Annotated in this window: 21 protein-coding genes; 11 read left to right on the top strand and 10 right to left on the bottom strand. The window is 64.7% G+C overall.

The genetic code is table 11. The features are described 5' to 3' along the window. Window positions 1-111 precede the first annotated feature (111 nt). The 6 genes from OG801_RS01880 to OG801_RS01855 form a co-directional block, all read right to left on the bottom strand. A complete protein-coding gene (locus OG801_RS01880) occupies window positions 112-1,770 on the bottom strand; it encodes a sigma-54-dependent Fis family transcriptional regulator (RefSeq protein ID WP_406033247.1) in 1,659 nt (552 codons plus the stop codon). Continuing rightward, window positions 1,767-2,765: a cyclase family protein gene (locus OG801_RS01875; RefSeq protein ID WP_406033245.1), complete on the bottom strand. Its 999-nt coding sequence runs from the start codon at window positions 2,763-2,765 to the stop codon at window positions 1,767-1,769. Before OG801_RS01875 ends, OG801_RS01880 begins: the two co-directional genes overlap by 4 nt. Then, a complete protein-coding gene (locus tag OG801_RS01870) occupies window positions 2,762-3,925 on the bottom strand; it encodes a CaiB/BaiF CoA transferase family protein (protein ID WP_406033243.1) in 1,164 nt (387 codons plus the stop codon). The genes OG801_RS01875 and OG801_RS01870 overlap by 4 nt, the downstream gene beginning before the upstream one ends. After that, window positions 3,922-4,704 (bottom strand): enoyl-CoA hydratase/isomerase family protein, encoded by a 783-nt coding sequence (locus OG801_RS01865; RefSeq protein ID WP_406033241.1) that lies wholly within the window; start codon window positions 4,702-4,704, stop codon window positions 3,922-3,924. The genes OG801_RS01870 and OG801_RS01865 overlap by 4 nt, the downstream gene beginning before the upstream one ends. A gap of 99 nt (window positions 4,705-4,803) precedes the next feature. Continuing rightward, window positions 4,804-6,048 (bottom strand): M24 family metallopeptidase, encoded by a 1,245-nt coding sequence (locus OG801_RS01860; protein ID WP_406033239.1) that lies wholly within the window; start codon window positions 6,046-6,048, stop codon window positions 4,804-4,806. Next, the gene (locus tag OG801_RS01855) at window positions 6,045-6,524 is read right to left on the bottom strand and encodes a hypothetical protein (RefSeq protein WP_355224631.1); all 480 of its coding nucleotides are present in this window, start codon (window positions 6,522-6,524) and stop codon (window positions 6,045-6,047) included. The genes OG801_RS01860 and OG801_RS01855 overlap by 4 nt, the downstream gene beginning before the upstream one ends. 193 nt (window positions 6,525-6,717) lie before the next feature. On the opposite strand from OG801_RS01855, the gene OG801_RS01850 reads away from it, so the two are divergent. After that, complete coding sequence (locus tag OG801_RS01850; RefSeq protein WP_406033237.1) at window positions 6,718-7,509, top strand: IclR family transcriptional regulator; 792 nt, start codon at window positions 6,718-6,720, stop codon at window positions 7,507-7,509. 28 nt (window positions 7,510-7,537) lie between these two features. On the opposite strand, the gene rraA is transcribed toward OG801_RS01850, so the two are convergent. Next, on the bottom strand, window positions 7,538-8,110 hold the full coding sequence (gene rraA / locus OG801_RS01845) for a ribonuclease E activity regulator RraA (protein WP_406033235.1): 573 nt from the start codon (window positions 8,108-8,110) through the stop codon (window positions 7,538-7,540). A gap of 23 nt (window positions 8,111-8,133) precedes the next feature. Here rraA and OG801_RS01840 point away from each other — a divergent pair, with 23 nt between their 5' ends. The 7 genes from OG801_RS01840 (at window position 8,134) to OG801_RS01810 (ending at window position 15,006) form a co-directional block, all read left to right on the top strand. After that, window positions 8,134-8,856: a CoxG family protein gene (locus OG801_RS01840; RefSeq protein WP_406033233.1), complete on the top strand. Its 723-nt coding sequence runs from the start codon at window positions 8,134-8,136 to the stop codon at window positions 8,854-8,856. After that, complete coding sequence (locus tag OG801_RS01835) at window positions 8,853-9,698, top strand: FAD binding domain-containing protein (RefSeq protein ID WP_406033231.1); 846 nt, start codon at window positions 8,853-8,855, stop codon at window positions 9,696-9,698. Before OG801_RS01840 ends, OG801_RS01835 begins: the two co-directional genes overlap by 4 nt. Continuing rightward, window positions 9,691-12,060 carry a xanthine dehydrogenase family protein molybdopterin-binding subunit gene (locus tag OG801_RS01830; protein ID WP_406033229.1) on the top strand — a complete coding sequence of 790 codons (2,370 nt, stop codon included), beginning with the start codon at window positions 9,691-9,693 and terminating at the stop codon, window positions 12,058-12,060. Before OG801_RS01835 ends, OG801_RS01830 begins: the two co-directional genes overlap by 8 nt. After that, on the top strand, window positions 12,057-12,524 hold the full coding sequence (locus tag OG801_RS01825; RefSeq protein ID WP_406033228.1) for a (2Fe-2S)-binding protein: 468 nt from the start codon (window positions 12,057-12,059) through the stop codon (window positions 12,522-12,524). The genes OG801_RS01830 and OG801_RS01825 overlap by 4 nt, the downstream gene beginning before the upstream one ends. Further along, window positions 12,524-13,321: an alpha/beta fold hydrolase gene (locus tag OG801_RS01820; RefSeq protein ID WP_406033226.1), complete on the top strand. Its 798-nt coding sequence runs from the start codon at window positions 12,524-12,526 to the stop codon at window positions 13,319-13,321. Before OG801_RS01825 ends, OG801_RS01820 begins: the two co-directional genes overlap by 1 nt. Window positions 13,322-13,483: 162 nt before the next feature. Next, the gene (locus OG801_RS01815; protein ID WP_406033225.1) at window positions 13,484-13,777 is read left to right on the top strand and encodes a Rieske (2Fe-2S) protein; all 294 of its coding nucleotides are present in this window, start codon (window positions 13,484-13,486) and stop codon (window positions 13,775-13,777) included. A gap of 2 nt (window positions 13,778-13,779) precedes the next feature. Continuing rightward, a complete protein-coding gene (locus tag OG801_RS01810; RefSeq protein ID WP_406033223.1) occupies window positions 13,780-15,006 on the top strand; it encodes an NAD(P)/FAD-dependent oxidoreductase in 1,227 nt (408 codons plus the stop codon). A 179-nt stretch (window positions 15,007-15,185) separates the two neighbouring features. Here OG801_RS01810 and OG801_RS01805 read toward each other — a convergent pair whose 3' ends face one another. Both OG801_RS01805 and OG801_RS01800 read right to left on the bottom strand, forming a co-directional pair. Further along, window positions 15,186-15,842, bottom strand: coding sequence for an aromatic-ring-hydroxylating dioxygenase subunit beta (locus OG801_RS01805; protein ID WP_406033221.1), 657 nt, complete (start codon window positions 15,840-15,842; stop codon window positions 15,186-15,188). Between the two features lie 7 nt (window positions 15,843-15,849). After that, entirely contained in the window at window positions 15,850-17,076 is a 1,227-nt protein-coding gene (locus tag OG801_RS01800; protein ID WP_406033219.1) for an aromatic ring-hydroxylating dioxygenase subunit alpha, read from the bottom strand. A gap of 280 nt (window positions 17,077-17,356) precedes the next feature. Here OG801_RS01800 and OG801_RS01795 point away from each other — a divergent pair, with 280 nt between their 5' ends. Continuing rightward, window positions 17,357-18,682 carry an MFS transporter gene (locus OG801_RS01795; protein ID WP_406033217.1) on the top strand — a complete coding sequence of 442 codons (1,326 nt, stop codon included), beginning with the start codon at window positions 17,357-17,359 and terminating at the stop codon, window positions 18,680-18,682. Between the two features lie 68 nt (window positions 18,683-18,750). Here the strand turns inward: OG801_RS01795 and OG801_RS01790 are convergent, their stop codons facing one another. Beyond that, window positions 18,751-19,623, bottom strand: a complete 873-nt coding sequence (locus OG801_RS01790) for an Nramp family divalent metal transporter (protein WP_406033215.1) — start codon at window positions 19,621-19,623, stop codon at window positions 18,751-18,753. A 666-nt stretch (window positions 19,624-20,289) separates the two neighbouring features. Here OG801_RS01790 and OG801_RS01785 point away from each other — a divergent pair. Together OG801_RS01785 and OG801_RS01780 are read left to right on the top strand one after the other, a co-directional pair. Next, window positions 20,290-21,276, top strand: a complete 987-nt coding sequence (locus tag OG801_RS01785) for a PDR/VanB family oxidoreductase (RefSeq protein ID WP_406033213.1) — start codon at window positions 20,290-20,292, stop codon at window positions 21,274-21,276. An 88-nt stretch (window positions 21,277-21,364) separates the two neighbouring features. After that, complete coding sequence (locus tag OG801_RS01780) at window positions 21,365-22,219, top strand: 3-hydroxybutyryl-CoA dehydrogenase (RefSeq protein WP_406033211.1); 855 nt, start codon at window positions 21,365-21,367, stop codon at window positions 22,217-22,219. Window positions 22,220-22,328 lie beyond the last annotated feature (109 nt).

Genomic DNA, 22,328 nt, shown 5'->3' with positions numbered 1-22,328 from the left:
CTTGGGTCTGAGGGATCGGTCACCCCGACCATGCATCGTGACGAGCGTCACTAACTGTTCGGATTCGGGACGGTGGGTCCAGGGCGTGCCTTCCAGACCTCACGAAACGGTCTACGTCTGGATACCGAGACGCCTGATGCGCTCGTACAGCGTGTTGCGTCCGATGCCGAGCCGCTCGGCCGCCTTGGTCTTGTTGCCGCCCTCCTCGGCCAGGACCGCCACGATCGTGTCGTGCTCGGCCTGCTCGAGGAGACCGAGATGTCGACGACGGGGACCGGTCCGGTACGCCGCGGGCAAGTCGGCGTCCGTGATGTCTCCAGTGGTGCGCGCTGACGAAGACTCCTTCAAAACCCTGCGAAGCTCACGTACGTTACCGGGCCACGACCTTGACTCCAGGATGTGCAAGGCGGTCGGTGTGAGCTTGCGTCCCGTCCCGCTCGGTAGGTCGGCCAACAGCGATGCGACGAGATTCGGGAACTCCTCTACGCGCTGGCGGAGTGGGAGGATCTCGCGGCGTTTCGAGGCTCGGGCGAGCAACGCCGCGTGCTGGCTCGAGGTGCCGCCATGTCCTGCGGCGACCAGGTCTGACGAAGCAACCAGCGCGACGGTAGCGTCAGGCTGAGCGTCGAGCAGCTTGCCAAGCAGTCCTGCTGCTGCGGGTGTCAGGAGGTCGGTGTCGTCGAACAGGACCGGCCTACCGGACCCAAGAGCTCGTCGCGCTCGGAGCAACCAGCGTGCCGCTCCGACCTCCACCTCGTCAGCAGCAGAGACCACCTTGGCGTCAGCCCCCAGAGCGTCGAGTCCGAGTGTCGAACGTCCGGTCCCGGGCTCTCCGTGGATGACGACTACATCGCCGGAGTCGATCTCGCCGGTCAGACGTGGTGAGGTCTTGGCTCTTGAGGTGGACCGGGGAACGGGCGGTCGCGGAGCAAGAGGCTCGAAGTCGAAGATGACCCCGCCAGGGCTTCCTTGGACCCGCTCGAAGTGCACCGCGGTCTCCAAGCCGGCAGCGAGCGTGATGGTGGATGTCACCGTCCCGCTCCGCGGCGCGTCGATCGCCATCTCCCGTAGGCGGGCATGGTCTGCTGCATCGAGGAGGTCGATCGCGTGACGGTTGGCCAAGAACACGTCGTCGCTCAAGACGACGACAGGGTTCGGTCGGTTGGCTGCGCGGATCTGGAAGGCGGCCAGCATCTTCTGTTCTGCGACCCGTGACCCTTCTAGCAGGTGCTGCTCGATGTCGCGGACCGCGCGCATCAGGAAAGGCCGCAGAAGTCTGGTGGCGTCGTCGACGTGCCCGGTGACGTCGAGGACTCCTTCGAGGCGGCGAGTCGCCGGGTGCACGATAGGCGCACCGAAGCACGAGAACTGCTGCAGCGCCTCCAAGAAGTGCTCCGACCCACACACCGAGATCGGAGCGCGGAGCTCGAAGGCGGTCGCCAGAGCATTGGTTCCGGAGACCGACTCGACATAGCGACTGCCCGGAACGGCCATGACTCGATCCAACGCGCCAGTGAGGCTTCGCATGCCGTAGCGCCGGTCGACGATGACCGAACCCTTGTCGGCGAGCAGGACGCTGAATCGGGTGTCCGAGAGGTCCTGGGCCATTCGATCGAGCACCGGCTCCGCCGCCAGAACGAGTCGACTACGCCGATCCACGTCGGACATCACCGACTCGCGGACCTCCATGCCGGGATCAAGACCCGCCAGCTGAGCGCGGTGCCAGGCCGTCTCGATCTCGGGGCGTAGCCCGTGCTCGCCGATGTTCATCGCTTCATTGTCTTTCGAGACCGCCGCTCAGGCCAGTGCCCCGAGCGGATGGGGAATGCCAACGGACGCATCGGCGACGCTGTCGCCCCGCGCAGACGCAGGCCGGCCCCGACGATGACGAACTCCCACAGCTGAGCCTGGGAGATCTCCTCGAGGTTCGCGTTCTCCATGATCGGAATGCCGCATTCGCCGAGCAGGTATGTATGGACTGGGTGCCAGTTGTTCGGGTCGGTGCTCGGCATGACCTCGAGGGCCACGTTGTCTGCTCCGATGACCATGGCGCCCGCCTCGGCCAGGAGTGCGGCGGCGTCCCTGTCGAGGCCGGCCTCGTTGTGCAGGTAGCGCTTGTTGTCGTGCCACAGCCGCATACGGCCGGTGCGGATGAGGACGACGTCGCCCTCGCGGATCTCGGTACCCTGGCGTTCGATCACTGCGGAGAGATCGTCTGCGGTGATGACCTGAGAGTCGGGGAGCACGTCGACCCCGGCCGCGGCGGCGACATCGAGGAGTACGCCGCGGGCGATGACCGGCGGCAGCTGCTCGGCGCCGTTCTTCAGCCAGTGCCGGCTGCCCAGGTCCTGGTCCGCGCGTACCTCGTTCCACACCATGCCGTCGAGCCCGAAGTGGTTCAGCGAGTCGAGATGGGTGCCGGTGTGGGTGTACATCGAGATGCAGTCGCCCGAGTAGGTGACGTGCTGGTTCTGCTCCGCACCGACGCCGAGGACGTTCTCGTTGACGCTGCCCTGCGGGGTGTGGGACATCCAGATCTGGTACGTCGGGTCGCCCAGCCCGTCCCACGACGGCATTCCGACGTGGTAGTCGACGGACAGGTCGTAGATGGTCGTCGGATCGGCGGCCGCCCATGCCGCGGCGCGAGATTCGTCGGTCATGAGGTTGAGCATGCCGATCTCGTCCGATGGCCCGAAGGGGCTGCGGCTCACCTTGCCTGCGGTGACGGAACGTGCGGCCACAGGGTCGGTCGTCTTCACATTCATGCTGGTCTCCTTTGCGGTGCGCTCGCGCGCTCGTCAGGTATCTCTGGTTCAGTTCCGGTCGAGACGTCGTCCGACCACGGTGGTGGCGGCAGCCGATACGTCACCGGTGTCCGCTCCATGCGAAGGGGATTGCGCGTGAGCTCGGTGCCGCCGATCTCGACGGTCGGGTTCAGGCCGAGCGACCTGGCGAACTCGAAGGCGGCCGCGACGTCGTTGACCGGACCCGCCGGAACCCCGGCCTCGTTGAGCAGACGCGACCATTCTGCTGCTGGTGCCGAGCCCAGTTGGGTGCTCAGTGCGACCCGCAGCGCCTCGCGGTGGTGAACACGGCTCGCATTGGACGAGAAGCGTGGATCTTCGGCCAGCTCGGGCACGCCGAGCACAGCACTCATCGACCGGAACTGGCGGTCGTTCCCAACTGCGACCGCGAGTTCGCCGCGGGCAGTCGGCAGCGTTTCGTATGGCGCGATAGACGGATGCTGGTTGCCCATCCGCGTCGGAACCATTCCCCCGGCCGTGTAGGCGGATCCTTGATTCGACAGCGCGGCGAGGGCGCAGCTGAGCAGGTCGACCTCGATGCGCTGACCTTCGCCAGTTCGTTCGCGGTGACGCACAGCAGCCACCACACCGAGGGCTGCATAGAGTCCGGTGATGACGTCGATCAGCGCAACTCCCACCTTCTGAGGCTCCTGCTCGGGGGCTCCGGTGATGCTCATCAGCCCACCGACGGCCTGGACGATCAGGTCGTAGCCGGGTATGGAAGCGCCGTCGCCCGACCCGAAGGCGCTGATCGAGCAGTAGATGATGTCTGGTCTCTGCGCGGCGAGTTGCTCATATCCGAGGCCGAGGCGGTCCATCACGCCGGGCCGAAAGTTCTCCACGACGATCCCGCTCTTCACCGCGAGTTCCTGAGCCTGCCGGCGGCCCTCGTCGGTGGCCAGGTCGAGGACGATGCTGTTCTTGTTGCGGTTCACCGACAAGAAGTACGTCGCGCCACCATCTGGTGCATACGGAGGTCCCCACGCTCGGGTGTCGTCACCGCCGCCGGGCCGCTCGACCTTGATCACCTCGGCGCCGAGGTCACCGAGCAACATGGTGGTGAGCGGGCCGGCGAGGATCCGGGAGAAGTCCGCGACACGGAGTCCCTCGAGAGCGGTCATCGGCCGACGAACTCCCCGACGCGCTTCTCGGAGAAGGCGCGGTAGGCCTCGACCGAGTCTGCGGTGGAACGGACCACACCCATATGCGAAGAGATCAGGTCCAGGCTTGTCCGAAGGTCCAGCCGCTGGGACTGATACGCCGTGCGTTTGATCATCCGCACAGCCACGGGCGGCGCGGCGGCGATACGGCGGGCAAGCGTATAGGTCGCGTCCATGAGCCCTTCGGAGTCGTGGACGCTGTTCACCAAGCCGATTTCGACGGCCTGGTCTGCAGCCACCATGTCACCGGTCCACAGCAGCTCCAGGGCCTTCGGCATCCCGACCAGCCGGGGGAGGAGCCAGCAGCCACCGTCCCCGGGGACCAGTCCGACCTTTACGTACGACATCGCCAGCCGGGCGTTGTCGGAGATCAGCCGCAGGTCGCACATCAGTGCCATGTCGAGCCCTGCGCCCATGGCGTCGCCGTTGATGGCGGCGATGACGGGCTTGTCCACGTTCTCGAGCGCCAGCGGCACCCGGTGGATGTGGTCGGTGAGCGCCTGCTTGAACTCCAACGGCTTCTGCTCGTGCTCGGCTACCCAAGACAAGTCGATACCGGAGCAGAAACCTTTGCCTGCTCCGGTGACCACGATGGCGCGCACCAGCGGATCCGCCTGCGCCTCGAGAAGCCGGTCGGCCCAGGCATCGACCATCTCGAACGTGAACGCGTTGCGCTTCTCTGGTCGGTTGAGCCGGATGGTCGCTACATGTTCGGCGACCTCGTACTCGAGCTCGTTCATGGAAGGCACGACTCCTCAAATGTGGTTCAGTTGCTGCTCACACGCCGGGTAGGCGTCGAACGCGCCCGCTGTCTCGATGCAACGGGCACGTGACGCGTCTCAGGAATTGGCGAAGCGCAGGCGGGTGGGAAGGGTGTTGAGCTCCTCGTACCCGTCGGTGGTGACGATGACGTTGCCGCCGATGTTCACCTGTTGACGGCCGAAGACCGCGTCGGGCTCGAGCTGGAAGGTCATGCCCGGCTCGAGGACGACGTCGAGGTCGGTGCCGGGAAGCTCAACGACCTGCTTGAAGCGGTCGGTGATGCTGCGGTCCGTGCCTCGCGTGACGCGGCCGACCATGGTCAGAGGAGTGAGGCTGTGGATCAGCGGCGTGATGTGCCACGCTCCGGCCCTCTCGAGCGGCTCGGCCATGGCATCGGCGACCTCGCCGAACTTCACGCCGGGACGGATCGCCTCCAGGCCCCGCTCATAGGACTCGCGCGCCACCTCGGCCGCGCGGTGGAACTCAGGTGCGACATCGCCGACCGCCACGCACATCTGCACCTGCGCCTCGATGCCGCCGACCGCCGGCATCATCTCGGACAGCACCATGTCACCGTTCTGGATCACGCGTGCCGGCTGTGCACGGTGGAGCCAGCGCGGTGCGTCCCAGCTGAGGTTGTCGGGCCCGGAGTGGAGGAACAGGTCGTGGGCCATCCCGGCGCCGTGGCGGTGGAACTCGTGCAGGATCGCGGCGTAGACGTCGATCTCGCTGACACCCGGCTTGGTCACGTCCAACATGACCTGGCAGGCCCGTTCGGCCAACTCAGAGACGAAACGGAACAGTGCGAGCTCTTCGTCGCTCTTCACCAGCCAGACGGCCGTGAACTCGTCGAGGACGTCGACGAATGTCGCCTGCGGCAGCTCGGCCTGGAGGTAGGCCCACATCGGCTGCGGCGTCCAGCCATAGGGGAGCAGGTTGGGACCGCTGAGGATGCCGATCGTTCCGATGCGGGACTTGGTGAGTCCGAGCTCCTCCAGGACCCGCACCATAGCCGGCGCGCGAGGCCCGAATCGCATGTCCTGGATCCAGGTGCCCTCTCCGAGCTCCTGCGCCTGCAGCCACGATCCCGCCAATGAGGCACCGCGCTGGATGGCGACGGGCTCGCCTTCGAGCGGGAGTATCACGGCAGATCCCGGCAGATCGTTGGTCAGGTAGGTGTCGGCTGGATATCGCACCGGAGCAGGGGGGACGAGGAGAGCCTCGACCTCGTTGCGACGCATCAGATCACGCAGCAGACCCCAGCGACGGTCCCGTTCGGCCAGCGAAAGCGTGGGCGTCGACAGGTCGGGAGAGACGCTCACGCGATGTTCTCCTTGGGCTTCTTCGTCCACGCCCACATCTCCATGTTCACGTTCTTGCGGTAGTCCTCCTGCATCGCAGGCGTCAGCACCTCGACATGGAGGCGGTTCTCGACCCACACCTCGATGACGTCGAAGAACTCACCTCGAGGGCACGACACAGTGCGCCACCCGTGGCGTCGTGCGATCGCCATGATCTCCTCCTGCGACTTCTCAGTCGAGGTCGCGAAGTGGAAGGCGACGTACTTGGACGGAGACTCGTCCGGCTTGGGCCACACCGGGTCCTCGTCGCCCTTGCCGGGCGCCATCGTCTGAGAACGCGGATAGACCTCGCAGGTCGTGCCATTCTCGTCGCCGGCGATCGCCACCCAGGCGCCGGGCCACGGGGGAAACTCGAAAGCCTCACCGCCCCAGATCTCGGCGATCACCTCTGCGACGAGCTGCGTGTTGTCTGCGGGTATCGAGACGTGAAAGATCATCGTCGGCCTTCCTTTTGATCTGTTGTCCAAACAACAGGACACAATGTCCTCTCATGAATACTAGATTGAGGGATTAGGGGCGTCAAGAGGCTTAGGTAACGGCGTTTCCAGTTGCACTAGATGTCCTCTGTCGAGGACACTGAAGTCTTCCGGCCGCGGCAATCGGCCAGTTCGGAGACGAGGAGGCCTACTGATGGTGAACGAGGTACCCGCGGTGAGTGCCGCTGTCCGGTTGGTCGAGCGCCTTGCGGCCGCCGCCCCTCAGCCTGTGTCGGCTGGCACGCTCGTGGACGAGCTCGGGCTCAACCGGTCGACCTGTTACAACATTCTTGCCACGCTGCAGCAGGCTGGCTGGGTCAACAACCTCGGCAAACGGTCGGGATGGACGCTCGGCCCGGGACTGTCGACGCTGTCCGGTCTTGGCGACGAGGGCATTCATGCTGTCGCCAAGGAGGAGGTCGAGCAGCTCTGTCGGCGACTCGGGGTGGTCGTCTTTGCCTGCCAGGAGGATGGATCGGGCAGCTATACCGTCGTTGCGGTTGGCGACCCGGGCCGCGGGGTTCGGGTCACGGTCGACGTCGGTGACCGTTTCCCCTTCTCGGCGCCCGGGCTCATGCAAGCCTTCTGGGCGTATCGCCCGTTCGAGGATTTCCGCGACCTTGCACGGAGGCGTCTCGTCGAGCGCTTCACCGAGTTCACGGTGACGGATGCCGACGAGCTGAAGGACGTGTTCGAGCAGGTTCGGTCTCGCGGCTATGGCTCGAGCATTCGCCAGTTCAATGTGGCGCACAGCGGTGCTTCGGCGACCGTGTTCGGTCCGAACGGGCAGCCGAAGCTGGCCCTGATGACGATCACGTTCTCAAGCGAGCTGGATGAGGACAACCTTGATCGCGTCGGTGCGGCGATTCGCGATGCAGCGGACCGGATCACGGCGCGGATCGGCGGTGCGGTGCCGGAGCCAGGGCGTGTCCTGTCTGGACGATGACCGACGGGACTGTGTTCGCGCGGCATCGTCATGAACGTAGTACGACGATGCCGTCGTCGTCACTGACAAGTGTCGACCCGGGCAGGAAGGTGCATCCGCCGAAGGAGACGGGAACGTCGCGCTGACCTCGACCCTCTTTGAGACTTCGTCGCGGGTTGGTTCCCCGCGCCTTGATCCCGAGGGGCAGGGTGCCGAGAGGCGCCGCATCGCGGACGGCGCCGTTGATCACGATCCCTGCCCAGCCATTGCTTGCTGCTCGCATTGCCATGTTGTCGCCCAGCATCGCCACTCGCACCGATCCGGTTGTGTCGACGACGATCACCCGGCCCTCGCCCGGCTCTGAGATGACCTGCTTGAGCAACAAGTTGTCCTCGTAGCAAAGCAGTGTCACTACGGCCCCTGAGAAGGTGCGCCGACCGCCGTACTGCCGGAGCTGTGTGTCGCAGACGTCGATCTCGTTGCCGTGCTCGTCGCAGAGATCCGCCGTGCTCAGGGGGATTTTCGCGGTCATGTCAACTCCTGATTCGGGGCGCAGGTCTGTGCCTTGGGGGTTTCGCTTCGGTGTCGGCGATGTTAGCATCATGTCCTCGATACAAGACACGAATTCTCCTATGGTGGTCACTCATGAAACTTGCGTCTTCCTTTCTCGTGCCTGGTTCGCCGGACAAGGTGCTCAACTCCTTCCTTGATCCAGCGATCATGCAGGTGTGTCTCCCGGGCTGCGAGGAGGTCAAGCAGGTCGATGACAACACCTATCGCGGAAGCCTCGTGAACGAAGTCGCCCACGTGAAGTTCAAGGCGACGTTCATCGCCGAGATCACTGAACGGGACATCCCCGAGGACACCGCGAAGCCGGCGATGATCAAGGCAGTGCTGAAGGGGGAAGACCGTCGACTCGGCAGCACCGTCAAGCTCGACGCTCTCCTGACGGTCTCGCCGGTCGACACCGACGGCGACAACGCCAACTCTCAGGTCTCTTACGAGATGGAGATGGCGATGTGGGGCAAGCTCGGCCGGCTTGGCGAGGCCGTCATCCGCCGTCGCACCGCTGAGGTGGAGGCGCAGTTCGCCGAGGCCCTGGCCGCGGTGTGCGCGGGCAAGCCGGTGCCGACGCGAGCATCGGGTAAGAACGGCCGGGCAGCCGCTCGGACGCGGGCGAATGGTGCCGTCGCGATTGGTGTCGGGAACGACGTACCGGGTCAGGTCGACCAGTCCGGGCAGATCAGTCTCACCCCGGTCCCCGTGGCACCGCGTTCGTCGCAGGACCTGCTCGTCCTCGGGCTGGCGGTCGCTGCAGCTTTCGCCTACGGCGTGATTGCCGGCGGCCGCGCGCGAGCCCGCCGATGACTCGCTTTCACCGGCCCGGCAGCCTGGAGGAAGCGACAACGCTGCTCTCCGAGCTCGACGACGCGATGGTCTACGGAGGAGGCACCGCCATTCAGATCCTCCTCAAGCAGGGGATCTTGTTCACCGAGGACTTCCTGGACATCTCTGGAGTTCCTGGTCTGAATGACGTGGTCCTCACTGACGGCGGGTTTCGCGTCGGTTCTCTCGTCAGCCTGCGGCACATGGAGACGAGCGAGGACGTGCGGCGGCTCGCACCGTTGGTCGCCCAGACCTACGGCAAGGTCGCAAACCCGCGGGTGAGGAACACGGCGAGCGTCGGTGGCAATGTCGCCCACGGTGACTACAGGCTCGACCCGCCCACGGCGCTAGCGGTCCTCGATGCGACCTTGGAGCTCTCCTCCGTCGAGGGAACGCGTGAGGTGTCGGTGAGGGAGTTCTTCGTCGACTTCCAGGTCACCGACCTCCAGCCCGACGAGATGATCACCGCGCTGCTCATTCCGCACCAGCCGCCGGGTTCGGTCGGGCACTACACCAAGCTGAGCAGCCTGAGCGAGAACGACTGGCCCTGCGCCACCGCGGCTGTGCTCGCGGTCCCAGAGGACGACTTCGTCGAGATCCGGATCGGTCTCGGCGCGCTTGCGCCGACCACCCGCTACCTGGCCTTCGACATGACGCCCGACATGAACGACCAACAAACGGTCGAGGCGGCGATCGAGATCGCCGACTCCGCGATGGACCCGATCGCGGACGTACGTGGAAGTGCGAGCTACAAGGCAACGCTCGGGCGGGTGGCGGTCGAAGAGGCCGTACGCACGGTCCTGAAGGAGATCAATCGTGACTGAGATCGTGGATCACCCCTACGCACAGGTTGATCGGAGCGCTGCGCCGCCGGAGGTCCAGGGAATCGGTCAGCGGAGACGGCGTTTCGATGCTCTTGGCCGCGTTCGCGGCACCATTCGGTACACGGGGGACGAGACGCCGCCCCGGGGGACTCTGCACGCCGCCGTGCACCGCAGCACCATGCCGCACGCCCGGATCCTGTCCGTCGATACCGATGAGGCCGCGGCCGTCACCGGCGTCTTCAGCGTCGTGACCGGGCGTGACCTGCACGAGCTGTTCGGCGACCGCATATACACCGGCCCGGCTTTTGCAGACCAACCGTGCCTGGCCGTCGACAAGACCAGGTACGTCGGCGAGCCTGTCGCGGCGGTCCTGGCATCCGACCGCGCTGTCGCCCAAGCGGCAGCCGACCTGATCGCCGTCGAGTATGAGGAGCTCCCCGCGGTCCACGACGTGAGGTCCGCGCTCGAGGGCAGCGCGTTCGTCCATGACGAGCTGAGGCCGAGCTCGGTGTTCGCAGACCTCGCGCACCTCGGCGGAGTTCGCGACACCAACATCGCCTATGAGTACCGGCAGGTCCTCGGGGACGCGGCAATGGAAGCAGACGCCGCCACCACGACGGTGTCAGCCACCACCTGGGCGCCGCCCACGCACCATGTGCCGATCGAGCTCCCCTCGACCACAGCCTGGGTCGAGAGCGGACGTCTCGAGATGCTCAGCACGACCCAGACGCCGTCGTACTGCCGTCAGACCATCTCGGACCTCTTGGCGATCCCGCTGTCGCAGGTGCGGATCACCACGCGTCCACTGGGAGGAAGCTTCGGGTCGAAGATGTACGACCGGCTCGAGCCGCTGACCGCGGCGCTGGCATGGTCGACCGGCAAGCCCGTCCGCTTCGACGTGACGCGCGAAGAGGCGTTCCTCCTGACCACGCGGCACGGTTGCGAGGTGGTCGCCTCGATGTCGGCCGATGCCAACGGCGACATCGTGGCCGTCACCTCCGACGTCCGCTACGACACCGGCGCGTTTGCCGATGTCGGTCCCCGTATCGCGGCAAAGTCCGGGCTGATCGCCGCCGGGCCCTACAACGTACGAAGCGTCGATGTTGTGTCACGGTGCATCTACACGAACAAGGTGTCCGCCGGTCCGTTCCGCGGTTTCGGCGTCCCTCAGATCACGTGGTCCCACGAGACGCTGATCGATGAGCTGGCCAGAGAGCTCGGCGAGGATCCGTATCGGTTCCGCCGCCGCCACCTGCTGCGGGAGGGTGATGTCGCCTCAGTCGGCACCCCCATGCACAGTGCTGACTTCGTCACCTCGATCGACTCGGTCGCCGACGCGATCGGCTGGGACGACCCCACCCCGAGCGGCGATGGGCGCTGGATTCACGGCAAGGGCATCGCGGTCGGCATCAAGGCTGTTCTCACGCCGACGATCGCGAACGCGACCCTGAACCTGAACCAGGACGGGTCGGCGACGCTGCTGATCAGCACCGTCGACATGGGCCAAGGCAGCGACACGATCATGGCTCAGATCGTCGGAGAGGTGCTCCGGATCGACAGCCGGAGAGTCCATGTCGTTCCCGCCGACACCGACGCGACCCCGTACGACACGATCACAGCTGGCAGTCGTTCTACCTATCACACGGGAAATGCCGTGCGCCTGGTCGCGGAGGCCATGCGGACGAAGCTCCTGGGCTTCGCCGCCGAGCAGCTCGAGGTCGCGGCCGACGAGCTGCAGCTCGGTGCCGACGGGATCAGGCACGTACCGACGGACAAGACGTTGACCGTCCCGGATGTCGTACGCACCAAGTACGGCGCTCGGGGAGCGACTGTGACCACCGCGGAGAACTTCACCAGCTGGTGGCACCCCTACGACAAGGGCACCGGTCGCTCGGAGAAGGTGACCGAGCACTGGTTCGCCGGTGCAGTTGCGGTGCGTATCGCGGTGGACACCCGAACCGGTCGCATTCACACCCATCATCTGGCGGTCGCAGGAGATGTCGGCAAGGCGATCAACCCTGCCTTGGTGGAGCAGCAGCTCACCGGCTCGGCGATCATGGGCCTGGGGCACACACTGTTCGATCAGCTGGTACTGGACAACGGCCAGATGATCAACGCGACCCTGCTCGACTACCAGCTGCCGTCGATCAAGGACGTGCCTGATCGGCTGACGCCGATCATCGTGGAGAGCGCGCACCGAGACGGTCCTTTCGGTGCCAAGGGCGTGGGGGAGACCGGGATCCTTCCGATCGCGCCGGCCTACGCGAACGCGCTCCGCGACGCCTGCGACGTTCGCGTGACCCAGTTGCCGCTGACGCCCGAACGCGTCCTTCACCACCTCGATGCCCGGGAGGCACGATGAGCACGGAGATCTCGCTCGATGTCAACGGCACCAGCCACCAGGTGCGGGTCGCGGACAACACAGTGCTTCTCGACGCTCTGCGTCAGCAAGTGGGAGTCACGAGCGCTCGGGAGGGCTGCGGCGTCGGCGCGTGCGGCGCCTGTACGGTGCTCGTTGAAGGGCACAGCGTGTCGTCCTGCATGGCGAATGCTCGCCGCTATGACGGCAAGAAGGTCGTCACGGCTGACGGCCTCCCGGAGAACGACCCAGTGGTGTCCTCCTACGTCGACAACGGCGCCATGCAGTGTGGCTACTGCATTCCCGGCTTCGTCCTGATGACCAAAGAGTTGCTCCGGGAGAACCCGTCGCCAACTGATGAGGAGATCGCTGATCACCTCGAGGGCAACATCTGCCGGTGCGCGACCTATCCGGAGATCATGAAGGCGGTTCGCGAGGCGGCTGCCCGAGCAGGGGAGACAACCTGATGCCTAAACTCGACCGTCCTTGGGGGACGTACCACTACCTCGACGAGGGTGCCGGACCGCTGGTCGTGCTGCTGCACCCGCTGGCAGCAACGGGCGAGCTGTGGCGACGCTTGATCGACGAGCTGACCCCGTCCTTCCGCGTGGTAGCACCTGATGCTCGAGGGCATGGCGCCTCGACATGGGACGGCACGCAGTTCACCGTTCCAGACCTGGCCGACGACGTGGCTGCCCTCATTCAGCACCTCGACTCCGGTCCTGCCCATCTCGTGGCCCTTTCGATGGGTGGTTGCACGGCAGTGGCGACCGCCATACGAAGCCCCGAGCTCGTCGGGCGGCTCGTACTCGCCGACACCACCGCGGACTATGGTCCGCAGAAGAAGGAGGCGTGGTCGGAGCGAGCCGAAAGGGCTGTCGCAGTTCCTCGCGACAAGCAGCTCCGTTTCCAGGTGGAGCGCTGGTTCTCCACCGGATTCATCGAACAGGACCCCGCCGAGGTCGAGCGGATCTCGAATATCTTCGTCGACACGGACTCCGAGGCCCATGCGGCGGCTTGCCACGCCCTCGGTGCCTACAGCGACCTTGGCCGGCTAGGGGAGATCAAGGCGCCCACGCTCGTCCTGGTCGGTGAGGACGACTATGCGACTCCGCCGCGGATGGCTCAGACGATCCATGAAGGCATCGCGGGTTCCACGTACCTCGTGTTGTACAAGACGCGGCACATGTCATTGGTCGAGAACCCAACCGCCCGGTTGCTCGCAGCCCGTCATCTGTCCGGTTTGGACGTGCTGCGTGACTGACGTGCTCGGCGGCGGATGACGGGGAGGGCGACGCACTCGCCCGACGAAATGACAGTTCTTCGATCTCGACGCAGCTGCTGCACAGCGGTCGCGAGATCGGCAACAGAAAGGGAGTAGGTAATGTCCCTAGATCAGTGGACGAAGGTCGCAGCAGTTGGCGACGTGCCTGACGGCGAGATGATCGGCGTCGATGCCGGCCAGGTCAAGATCTGCTTGGCGCGGGTCGAGGACAAGTACTACGCGATGAACGACATGTGCTCGCACTTCGCAACCCGCCTGTCGGGGGGTGAGTTCTACCCCGATGACCTGGAGGTCGAATGCCCCCTCCATGACAGCAGGTTCAGCCTTCTAGACGGGACACCGCACGAGGTCCCGGCGGACGAACCGGTCGAGGTGTACGCAGTGCGGGTCGACGGAGACGAGATCGTCGTCGGCCCAGCCGAAGAAGGGCAGTAGGCATGGTTGCCGTTCCCAAGACGATCGCCATCGTGGGGGCCAATCTCGCAGGCGGGCGTGCCGCGCAGGCTCTGCGTGCCAATGGTTATGAGGGTGGCATCCGGCTCATCGGGGCCGAGGCCCACCCGCCGTACGAACGCCCGATGCTCTCTAAGGAGGTGCTGCTGCGGCACTGCGAACCGGAGCGATCCTTTCTGATGTCGGAAGCGGGGTGGGAGGAGTTGGGTGTAGATCTCCATCTCGGATCGCCGGTGACAAGTCTGCGCGCCGCCGATGCGGAGCTCGAGCTCGCCTCAGGAGTGAGGCTGAGTGCGGACAAGGTGCTCCTCGCAACCGGTGGACGGGTGAGGAAGCTCGAAGTGCCAGGAGCTCACCTCGACGGCGTTGCGTATCTGCGAACCATTGAGGACTCGCTACGGATTCGCGAGCAGCTGCGTCCGGGCGCGGGTGTCGTCGTGATCGGTGGCGGATTCATCGGGGCAGAGGTAGCAGCGAGTGCGCGTCTCGCCGGTTGCGAGGTCACCCTTCTCGAGAACGGGCCGACTCCGTTGGCTCGGATTCTCGGCATCGAGATCGGAGCAGCGCTCACGCGGGTCCACCGTGAGGAGGGGGTCACTGTCCTCACTGAGACGTCGGTCGCGTCGATCGAAGGCAGCAGCAAGGTGACGCATGTGATCACGACGACCGGTCAGCGGATCGATGCTGCACTCGTCGTGGTGGGTATCGGAATCGTCCCGGCCGTTGAGCTCGCAGAGCAGGCGGGGCTCGCGGTCGACAACGGAGTCGTCGTCGACGAGTACTGTCGCACCTCCAACCCTGCGATCTTCGCAGCGGGGGATGTGACCAACCACCCCAATCAGGTCCTCGGCGAGCGTGTCAGGCTCGAGCAGTGGCAGAACGCCCAGAATCAAGGTGCAGCCGCAGCCCGAGCCATGATCGGCAAGCAGGAGCCCTTCCGTGAGGTCCCTTGGTTCTGGTCGGACCAGTACGACCTCTCGGTGCAGATGGCTGGCCTCCCAGGTGGTTGCGACAACATCGTCTATCGCGGCGACCTCGACTCCAGGTCGTTCAGCGCGTTCTTCCTCCGAGACGGCGTGCTCCGCGCCGCCGTCGCCGTCAACCGTCCTCGTGACGTTAAGCGTACGACGCCACACATTGCAGCTGGTGCGAAAGTCGACGCCGCACAACTCCGTGATGAGAGCAGCGATCTTCGGGCCGTTGCCGCGTAAGACAAGCAAGGCCCCGTCGACGGTGCATGATGCCGGCCGGCGGGGCCTTGGTCATGGCGGTACCAGCGCAAAAGCCAGCGGGCCTCCGGTTGTGACCTAGAACTAGTCACAACCGGAGGCCATCGCCTGTCAGACAGGTTCACCGCCTTCGGCCGGTGCCACCTGCCCGGGCATCTTGTCTAGAACATGTGGCTCAGGTTCCGGGACAAGATCACCGTCTGGTCGAGGAAGATGCTTCTTCGAGCGATTCGCCAGCGTCCGTCGACTCGCCGCAGGACGTCGTCCCGCTTGCCTACCCACCAGTCCTCTTCTCGATCGTAGGATCCCCGGAAGAAGGTGAAGTTGAGACTCGTCGACAACTCGTCACCGTCGCGAGACAGCGCTCGGATGTTGGTGAAGGAGCGCCTCGTCCGGGACGGAGGGTTCTCGCCCCAGGCATAGGCACTCTCGAGCTTGTGCGCGCGCAGACGGAGGACGGACTTGTCGTCGTCGTAGAAGGCCATCTCCATGCTGCTGCGGTCGGTGAACTCGGCGTCGAGCTGCCCGGTGAGCCTGGTTTGCCGGATCGGCATCCAGTAGACGCAGTCGTCCGTGAAGAGCTCTGCCCACTGGGTGAACCGTTGGGCGTCGAGCAGGGCGGCTTCGGCGTAGTAGAACTGCTCGAGCTCGTACTGCTCCTCGGGGCGCAGGAGGAGGTTCCCATCCAGAGCACCGGTCCCAAGGACCGTGCCGAGATCCGGAAGATCTACGTGGTCTTCCTGGGGCGTCGGGACATCGCTCTTGTCGAGACTGGCATTGATGTCCCAGGCGGCGGTGGCGTTGCTGTTCGCTGTCATCGTGGGTTCACTCCTCGCCGAACTTGGCGTGATTGCGCTTCAGAGCCGTCCAGTCCTCGGCTTCGATCCAGTCCACCCAGGCACGTCGAGACCAGCGCGCGTACGCCTCGGTCGTATACGGCGACTGCAGTACGGGGAAGCCGAGGTCCGGATCGAAGACGACTTCGCCGGCATGCAGCCCCTGGGCGTAGTTGAGTGGCGCGTCACGTACGGCCGCAATGCCGGAGCCACTCGTGCTCAGCTCGAAGTTCTCACCGTCGTCCTGCTCGACCAGGCCGGCCGGACCGACCCTTCGGAGTTGGGTCATGCGAGCTGCTTGACGAGCCTCCTCCGAGGCGTTCTTGTCGTGGAAGCAGAAATACCAGTTCTCCGTCTCCATCGGCCCCTTCGGGTGCCGGATCTCCAAGATGTTGAGGGACGTGGTGAGCAGCGTCATGTGCGGGAAGATCGTTGAGTGGTCGTATCCGGGCTGGGTGTCGGCGACGTGTCCGTACTCTCCGAGGATGACCTTGCCGGCGTTCCCCCAGAAGGCATTGTTGGCTTCCTCGAAGGACGACCCGAGTGCCTCGAGGTATGACGCGTGCGTGATACCGGGGTGGTAGTAGTCCTGGTCGTTCTCGACTGGGACCTTCCAGTTGCACTTCATGCGGTGCTTGATGATTCCCGGAGTGACGGCCATGTCCCCCAGATTCGCGAAGGTATCGATGATGTATCGACCTTGGGCGCCGAGATACTCCTCGAGGTCCGGTGCTTCAGGGTCCAGGGTGGCGAAGACGAAGCCGCGGTAGGACGCGACGCGAGCGGCCGTCCTGAGGCTGAACGCATTCTTGTCGATCCCTCCGGCGTACAACTCCTTCTGCCCGGGAACCCCGACGAGCTTCCCCTCGAGGTTGTACGTCCACCCGTGATAGGAGCACATGAACGAGGAGGCGTTGCCTGAATCGGCCTTGCACACTGTGTTCCCTCGATGCATGCAGGTGTTGATCAGCACACCCACCCCGCCGGCCTTGGTCCGCGTGACGAGAACCTTGGCTTCGCCCAGGTAGGTCTGGAAGAAGTCGCCCGGTTTGGGGATCTGGCTCTCATGACACATGAACAGCCACGCTCGGGCGAAGATCCTTTCCTGCTCGAGCTTGTAGATCTCGGGGTCACTGAAGATCGCCCGGCTGATGAGCCCCTTCTCGTGGTCGACGAGGCGGTCGGTGGCCGCCGCTCTCTCACTGATCAGTGTCATGCTGCACCCTTCGTCTACGTGGTCCTCGTTCTATATCGAGGACTGAATGTATGCTATGTGAGACTAGTGACAGGCGTCACTAGGCGTCAAGGGGTAGTTGACCGCCTCGCCTCGCGACAGTTGGCGCAGTGGCCTTTGGTCTGGCTTGAGGCGATGCCGTGCGGAGCCGCGCCGTCTCTGTGCAGGGGTCTTGTTGTGGAGTGCAAGGGCGACTACGGTGCATTGCTGTCCAAACAGCGAGAATGCTCATCCTGGATACAGGACGGAAGTGGAGGCGGCGATGAAGAGTGAGAGCATTGAACGGCCCTCGTGGCGTGCGGGGGTGACGCGCAGGCAATGGCGCTCGCTGTTCGCCGCAAACCTTGGTTGGCTGTTCGACGGTTTCGAGACATACGCGTTGATCTTGACCGTGGGATCCGTGCTCGCGACGTTGGAGCCCGACGCCTCGCAGTCGTCGGTCGCCTTTCTCAGCGGTGCCACGATCGCCGTGACGCTTCTTGGGTGGGGGATCGGTGGCATCGTCGGCGGGGTTGTCGCCGACTACTTTGGTCGGCGGCGCACGCTGTTGCTCGCGATCGTTCTCTACGCGGTCTTCACTGGGCTGACGGCGCTCTCCTGGGACCTCACATCGTTCTTGGTGCTTCGCTTCTTGACGGGGCTCGCGCTCGGTTCCGAATGGGGAACCGGTGCGTCTCTAGTCGCTGAGATCTGGCCGAGCCATGCACGTGCCAAGGCTGCCGGCCTCATGCAATGTGGCTTGGGCCTCGGTTTCTTCATCGCTTCTGCCTGCTGGTACGTCATCGCGCCGACGGGTCCCGAGGCGTGGCGGACCATGTTCTTGATCGGCGTTCTTCCTGCGTTCTTCGCTCTGTGGCTCCGCCGCAGCGTTCCCGAGTCCGAGCAATGGGAAGCGGCCGCTGCTCGGCGGCGGTCGCTTCGTCGGTCTCGACGCGAGACCCTGACTCGGGAGGAGAACTCCTACACCCGGCTGACTCTGAGGCAGATCTTCGCTGACCCCGAGCTCAGGAAGCGTACGATCCTGGGCTCTCTCATGTCGCTCACCACGACCCTTGCCTGGTGGGGAATCTCGACCTGGATCCCCGCCTACGTCGGCGGGGTCGCTGAGAAGTCCGGCGCGGACGCGACCAGGTGGGCGAGTACGGCGGGGATGATCTACAACCTCGGTGGAATCGGCGGCTACATCTGCTTCGGGTTCATCGCCGATCGTTGGGGCCGCAGGCCCGCGACGATGTTCTACTTTGCCGCGTCGCTGATCCTTACGCCCGTTCTGTTCCTGTGGACCCATGACCTACGCCTGGTCGTCGTCGTGCTGGTCATCAACGGCTTCTTCACGCTTGGGCAGTACACCTGGATGCCTGTCTGGCTGCCTGAGCTCTATCCGACGCATCTGCGTGCGACGGGAGCAGCGTTCGTGTTCAATGCAGCGCGATTCGTGGCCTTCCTCGGTCCGTTGCTCGCCGGTGCGATCATCTCGGCGCTCGGTGGGTACGGCGTCGCTGCGACGACAATTGGCCTCATCTACATTCTTGGTCTGGTCGTCGCGCCGTTCACTCCTGAGACGAGGGGCACGGAACTCACGAGTTGACCGGGCGTACGCTGCGAAGCGCTCGCCCTCGTCTGCTGGGGGTTGCTCGAACCATGACCGGCACTGCCTCAACCAGCGAGGGTCTTCGCCAGTTGGTTAACCGCCAGCGCGACGAAAGCTAGGACCGACAGTCCCATGAGCAGGTTTCGTGCGAACCCGTTGCGCCACTCGCTCGGCACCCGCTCGCTGTTCAGTAGCAGCATGAGCGTGATCGACAGAAAGGGCATGAAGAACGCGCTCAGGACGCTGAAGGCGAGGATCAACCACACGGGCTGACCCAAGAACAGCGGCACCATCGGAGGAAACGTCATCCACAGCACGTACATCTTGTAGGTCGTGCCGCTGGAGGTCCGCGCCGGATGCTCCCCGGTGAGCCCGCGAAGCTGACCGATGAAGTCGGCAAACATCAACGAGACCCCGTTCCATGCGCCGACCAGGGTGGACATCGCCGCGGCCCAGAAGCCGATGAGGAAGAAGGTCCCGGCGAACTCTCCGTACCTCTCCCTCAGCACCCCGGCGAGATCGAGCATCCCGCCCTCGCCGTCGTCGACGGCGATCCCGGCAGAGTGGAGCAGCTCGGCGCCGACGATGAGCGTGGACACCACGAAGACGCCGGTCATCACGTACGCCATGGTGTTGTCCAGCCGCATCACTCGCATGTGCGCCGGCGTTTGCCAGCCCTTCTCCCGGATCCAATTCCCGTAGGCGACCAGGATGACCGTTCCGCCGAGGCCTCCGGCCAAGGAGAGGACGTTGACGACACCGCGTTCGGGTATCCGAGGAACCAGGCCGTTGATCAGCTCGGGAACGTTCGGCACGGTGAGTGCAGCGGCGTAGAGCATCGTCACGAACATCACGGCGACCATCGCAGCGCAGAACTTCTCGAACAGGCCGTACCGGCCCGAGAACACGAGCGCCAGTCCGATGAGACCGGAGATCACGCCCCACAAGGGAGTCGATAGTTGGGGGAACAGTGAGTGGAGAGCCAGGCCAGCAGATAGCCGAATTTGCTTCCCGCGATCAGCGTAGCGATCAGGTCCGCGGCGCCGACTCCGGTGGCGGCGGCGACGAGGCCAGGGCCAATAACGCGCCAGCGGGTAGTTGCCTGCTCGAGTCGATCGCCAGATACGTCCTGTGACATGGATGAGATGTCTATCATTCGAGATTCAGGGTGGCAATGGGTTGATTCGGCTGACGGTCTCGGCGGGCAACGGCGCGTGGCGCCTGCCTCCGGGCAGGTGGCTCGGTTGGCCGGTACTGGGTGCGCGCCGAGTTGTGTGTAAACGGTCGCGCGTACCACTTGACGCCTTCGACCCCTGTGACTATCGTCACGCATAGAGGACATGATGTCCCGACAGAAAGACAAGAAGCTCGTTTGCTCAACGTCTCGTCGGTCGGCACAGGTCCCAGGAGGATGCTCGGACACACATCGAGCCAACGCGCTACGGAAGGCGCAGAATGACTACCCACGGGAACACGATGGAGGCGATGCGTCGTCTCGACACCGATCCGACGGTCGGCCTAGCTCGGCTGACGTATATCCGGCGGTGCTGTCCAGGTGCCCGGCTTCGCGGGTCAGGGGCAACGGGTGATCAAGGCGGTGAGCAATGACCACGTGCGAGACGGACGGCGTAGAGATGACGACGCGCGACGAACAGACCTTGCGCGTGGTCCGGAGGTGGGCAGCCGCAGACGATGTCGTCGCCTTGGAGCTCGCGGACGTGGACGGCGGAACGCTCCCGGTGTGGGCTCCCGGAGCCCATATCGACATGGTGCTGCCTGATGGGAACGTGCGTCAGTACTCTCTCTGCGGTGATCCGGCCGACAGGTTGACATGGAGGGTCGGCGTGCTGCTGGAGCGGGACGGGCGAGGTGGTTCGCGATGGATCCACGAACGACTGGGGGAGGGCGACCTGCTCACCACCCGGGGGCCGCGAAATCACTTCGCCCTCGAGCCCGCCTCCCGCTACCTGTTCATCGGCGGGGGCATCGGGATCACACCGATTCTCCCCATGATCGCGTCTGCTCGCTCAGCTGGGGCTGAGATCGAGGTCGCCTACGGAGGTCGAACGCGTGAGTCGATGGCATTCCTCAATGAGCTCGCCGACCTGGGGGACCGGGTTGAACTCGCTCCGCAGTCGGAGGTTGGTCTGCTCGATCTCGATCGGCTGCTTGCAAACCCTGCGCCCGGGACGCTCATCTACTGCTGCGGTCCGGGGACCTTGCTTGACGCGGTCGAGGAGAGGGTTGGTCACTGGCCTGAGGGAGCGCTTAGAGTCGAACGCTTCAGTGCGCGCAGCGACGTCCAGCTCGCTTCTGGCGCCGACCAGGCATTCGAGGTTGAGCTGGCGCAAAGTGGAACCGTGCTGCAGGTTCCAGCTGATCGGACCCTGCTCTCCGTGTTGGAGGATGCAGAAGCTGACGTGATCAGCTCGTGTGCCGAGGGCACGTGTGGATCCTGTGAAACGGCAGTCGTCGCAGGCGACATCGACCACCGTGACTCCGTTCTCTCTGATGCAGAGCGCGCGGCGGGAGACCGGATGATGGTCTGTGTCTCTCGATGCCGTGGGGCCAAGCTGGTGCTGGACCTCTAGACAGGTGCATTTCCCGCGGTGGCCGGGCTTGCATGAAGTGGAACAAGCATGGACGACACGGTGCCGTGCGACGTGAAAGGGAGCGAGTATGAACGAAGTTCGGCGAGTCGGCGTGGTTGGAGGCGGCCTGATGGGGTCGGGCATCGCGGAGGTCAATGCTCGCGCCGGCAAAGACGTGATCGTCGTCGAGTCTTCCGGGTCTGCGGTGGCGGCTGCGCGCCGGCGGCTGGAAACCTCCCTCAAGCGTGCCGAGAGTCGGGGCAAGGTCGAGGCCGCCGATGTGGTGCTCGGCAAGATCCGGGTGGTCGAGGACCTCGCACTGCTCGCTGACCGGGACATTGTCATTGAGGCTATCGTCGAGGACGAGCGAGCCAAGACCGACCTGTTTCGCCAGCTCGACGAGATCGTCGACAGCCCGGAAGCGGTTCTTGCTTCCAACACCTCCTCGATCCCGATCATGAAGCTCGCGGTCGCGACGAAGCGACCGACGCATGTGCTCGGTGTGCACTTTTTCAACCCCGTTCCCGTGCTCAACCTGGTCGAACTCGTACCGTCCCTGATGACAGACGAAGCCATCACTGAGCGCGTCCGCGCGTTTGTGCAGGACGACCTCGGCAAGACCGCCATCGACTGCCAGGACCGCGCCGGATTCGTCGTCAACTCCCTGTTGATCCCGTTCATCCTGTCAGCGATCCGGATGTTCGAATCGGGATTCGCCACCGCTGAGGACATCGACCAAGGCCTCGTTCTTGGAGCGGCACATCCACAGGGACCGCTCGCGCTCGCGGATCTGATCGGCCTCGACACCGTCAAGGCGGTCGCCGAGTCACTTTACGAAGAATTCAAGGAACCGCTCTACGCAGCCCCGCCCCTGCTCGCCCGCATGGTCGACGCTGGACTACTCGGTCGTAAGAGCGGCCGCGGCTTTCACCTGTACGACTGAGCCCCAGTGTTCGACGTTGTGCCATACGTCTGATGCGCACGTGCCTTGTTGGAGGTTCCAGCTCGTCGAGCAAAAGGATATTCGCCAGATGGTGCGACACGAGGCCGTA

The organism is Nocardioides sp. NBC_00163, assembly GCF_045206295.1.
GTDB lineage: Bacteria > Actinomycetota > Actinomycetes > Propionibacteriales > Nocardioidaceae > Nocardioides.
This window is presented reverse-complemented; position numbering and strand designations above follow the sequence as displayed.

What these genes read in the sequence shown, in the direction of transcription:
- OG801_RS01880 (WP_406033247.1), bottom strand. Translation starts at nt 1,770, where the DNA reads ATGAACATCGGCGAGCACGGGCTACGCCCCGAGATCGAGACGGCCTGG.
- OG801_RS01875 (WP_406033245.1), bottom strand. Translation starts at nt 2,765, where the DNA reads ATGAATGTGAAGACGACCGACCCTGTGGCCGCACGTTCCGTCACCGCA.
- OG801_RS01870 (WP_406033243.1), bottom strand. Translation starts at nt 3,925, where the DNA reads ATGACCGCTCTCGAGGGACTCCGTGTCGCGGACTTCTCCCGGATCCTC.
- OG801_RS01865 (WP_406033241.1), bottom strand. Translation starts at nt 4,704, where the DNA reads ATGAACGAGCTCGAGTACGAGGTCGCCGAACATGTAGCGACCATCCGG.
- OG801_RS01855 (WP_355224631.1), bottom strand. Translation starts at nt 6,524, where the DNA reads ATGATCTTTCACGTCTCGATACCCGCAGACAACACGCAGCTCGTCGCA.
- OG801_RS01850 (WP_406033237.1), top strand. Translation starts at nt 6,718, where the DNA reads ATGGTGAACGAGGTACCCGCGGTGAGTGCCGCTGTCCGGTTGGTCGAG.
- OG801_RS01840 (WP_406033233.1), top strand. Translation starts at nt 8,134, where the DNA reads ATGAAACTTGCGTCTTCCTTTCTCGTGCCTGGTTCGCCGGACAAGGTG.
- OG801_RS01835 (WP_406033231.1), top strand. Translation starts at nt 8,853, where the DNA reads ATGACTCGCTTTCACCGGCCCGGCAGCCTGGAGGAAGCGACAACGCTG.
- OG801_RS01825 (WP_406033228.1), top strand. Translation starts at nt 12,057, where the DNA reads ATGAGCACGGAGATCTCGCTCGATGTCAACGGCACCAGCCACCAGGTG.
- OG801_RS01820 (WP_406033226.1), top strand. Translation starts at nt 12,524, where the DNA reads ATGCCTAAACTCGACCGTCCTTGGGGGACGTACCACTACCTCGACGAG.
- OG801_RS01810 (WP_406033223.1), top strand. Translation starts at nt 13,780, where the DNA reads ATGGTTGCCGTTCCCAAGACGATCGCCATCGTGGGGGCCAATCTCGCA.
- OG801_RS01805 (WP_406033221.1), bottom strand. Translation starts at nt 15,842, where the DNA reads ATGACAGCGAACAGCAACGCCACCGCCGCCTGGGACATCAATGCCAGT.
- OG801_RS01800 (WP_406033219.1), bottom strand. Translation starts at nt 17,076, where the DNA reads ATGACACTGATCAGTGAGAGAGCGGCGGCCACCGACCGCCTCGTCGAC.
- OG801_RS01795 (WP_406033217.1), top strand. Translation starts at nt 17,357, where the DNA reads ATGAAGAGTGAGAGCATTGAACGGCCCTCGTGGCGTGCGGGGGTGACG.
- OG801_RS01785 (WP_406033213.1), top strand. Translation starts at nt 20,290, where the DNA reads ATGACCACGTGCGAGACGGACGGCGTAGAGATGACGACGCGCGACGAA.
- OG801_RS01780 (WP_406033211.1), top strand. Translation starts at nt 21,365, where the DNA reads ATGAACGAAGTTCGGCGAGTCGGCGTGGTTGGAGGCGGCCTGATGGGG.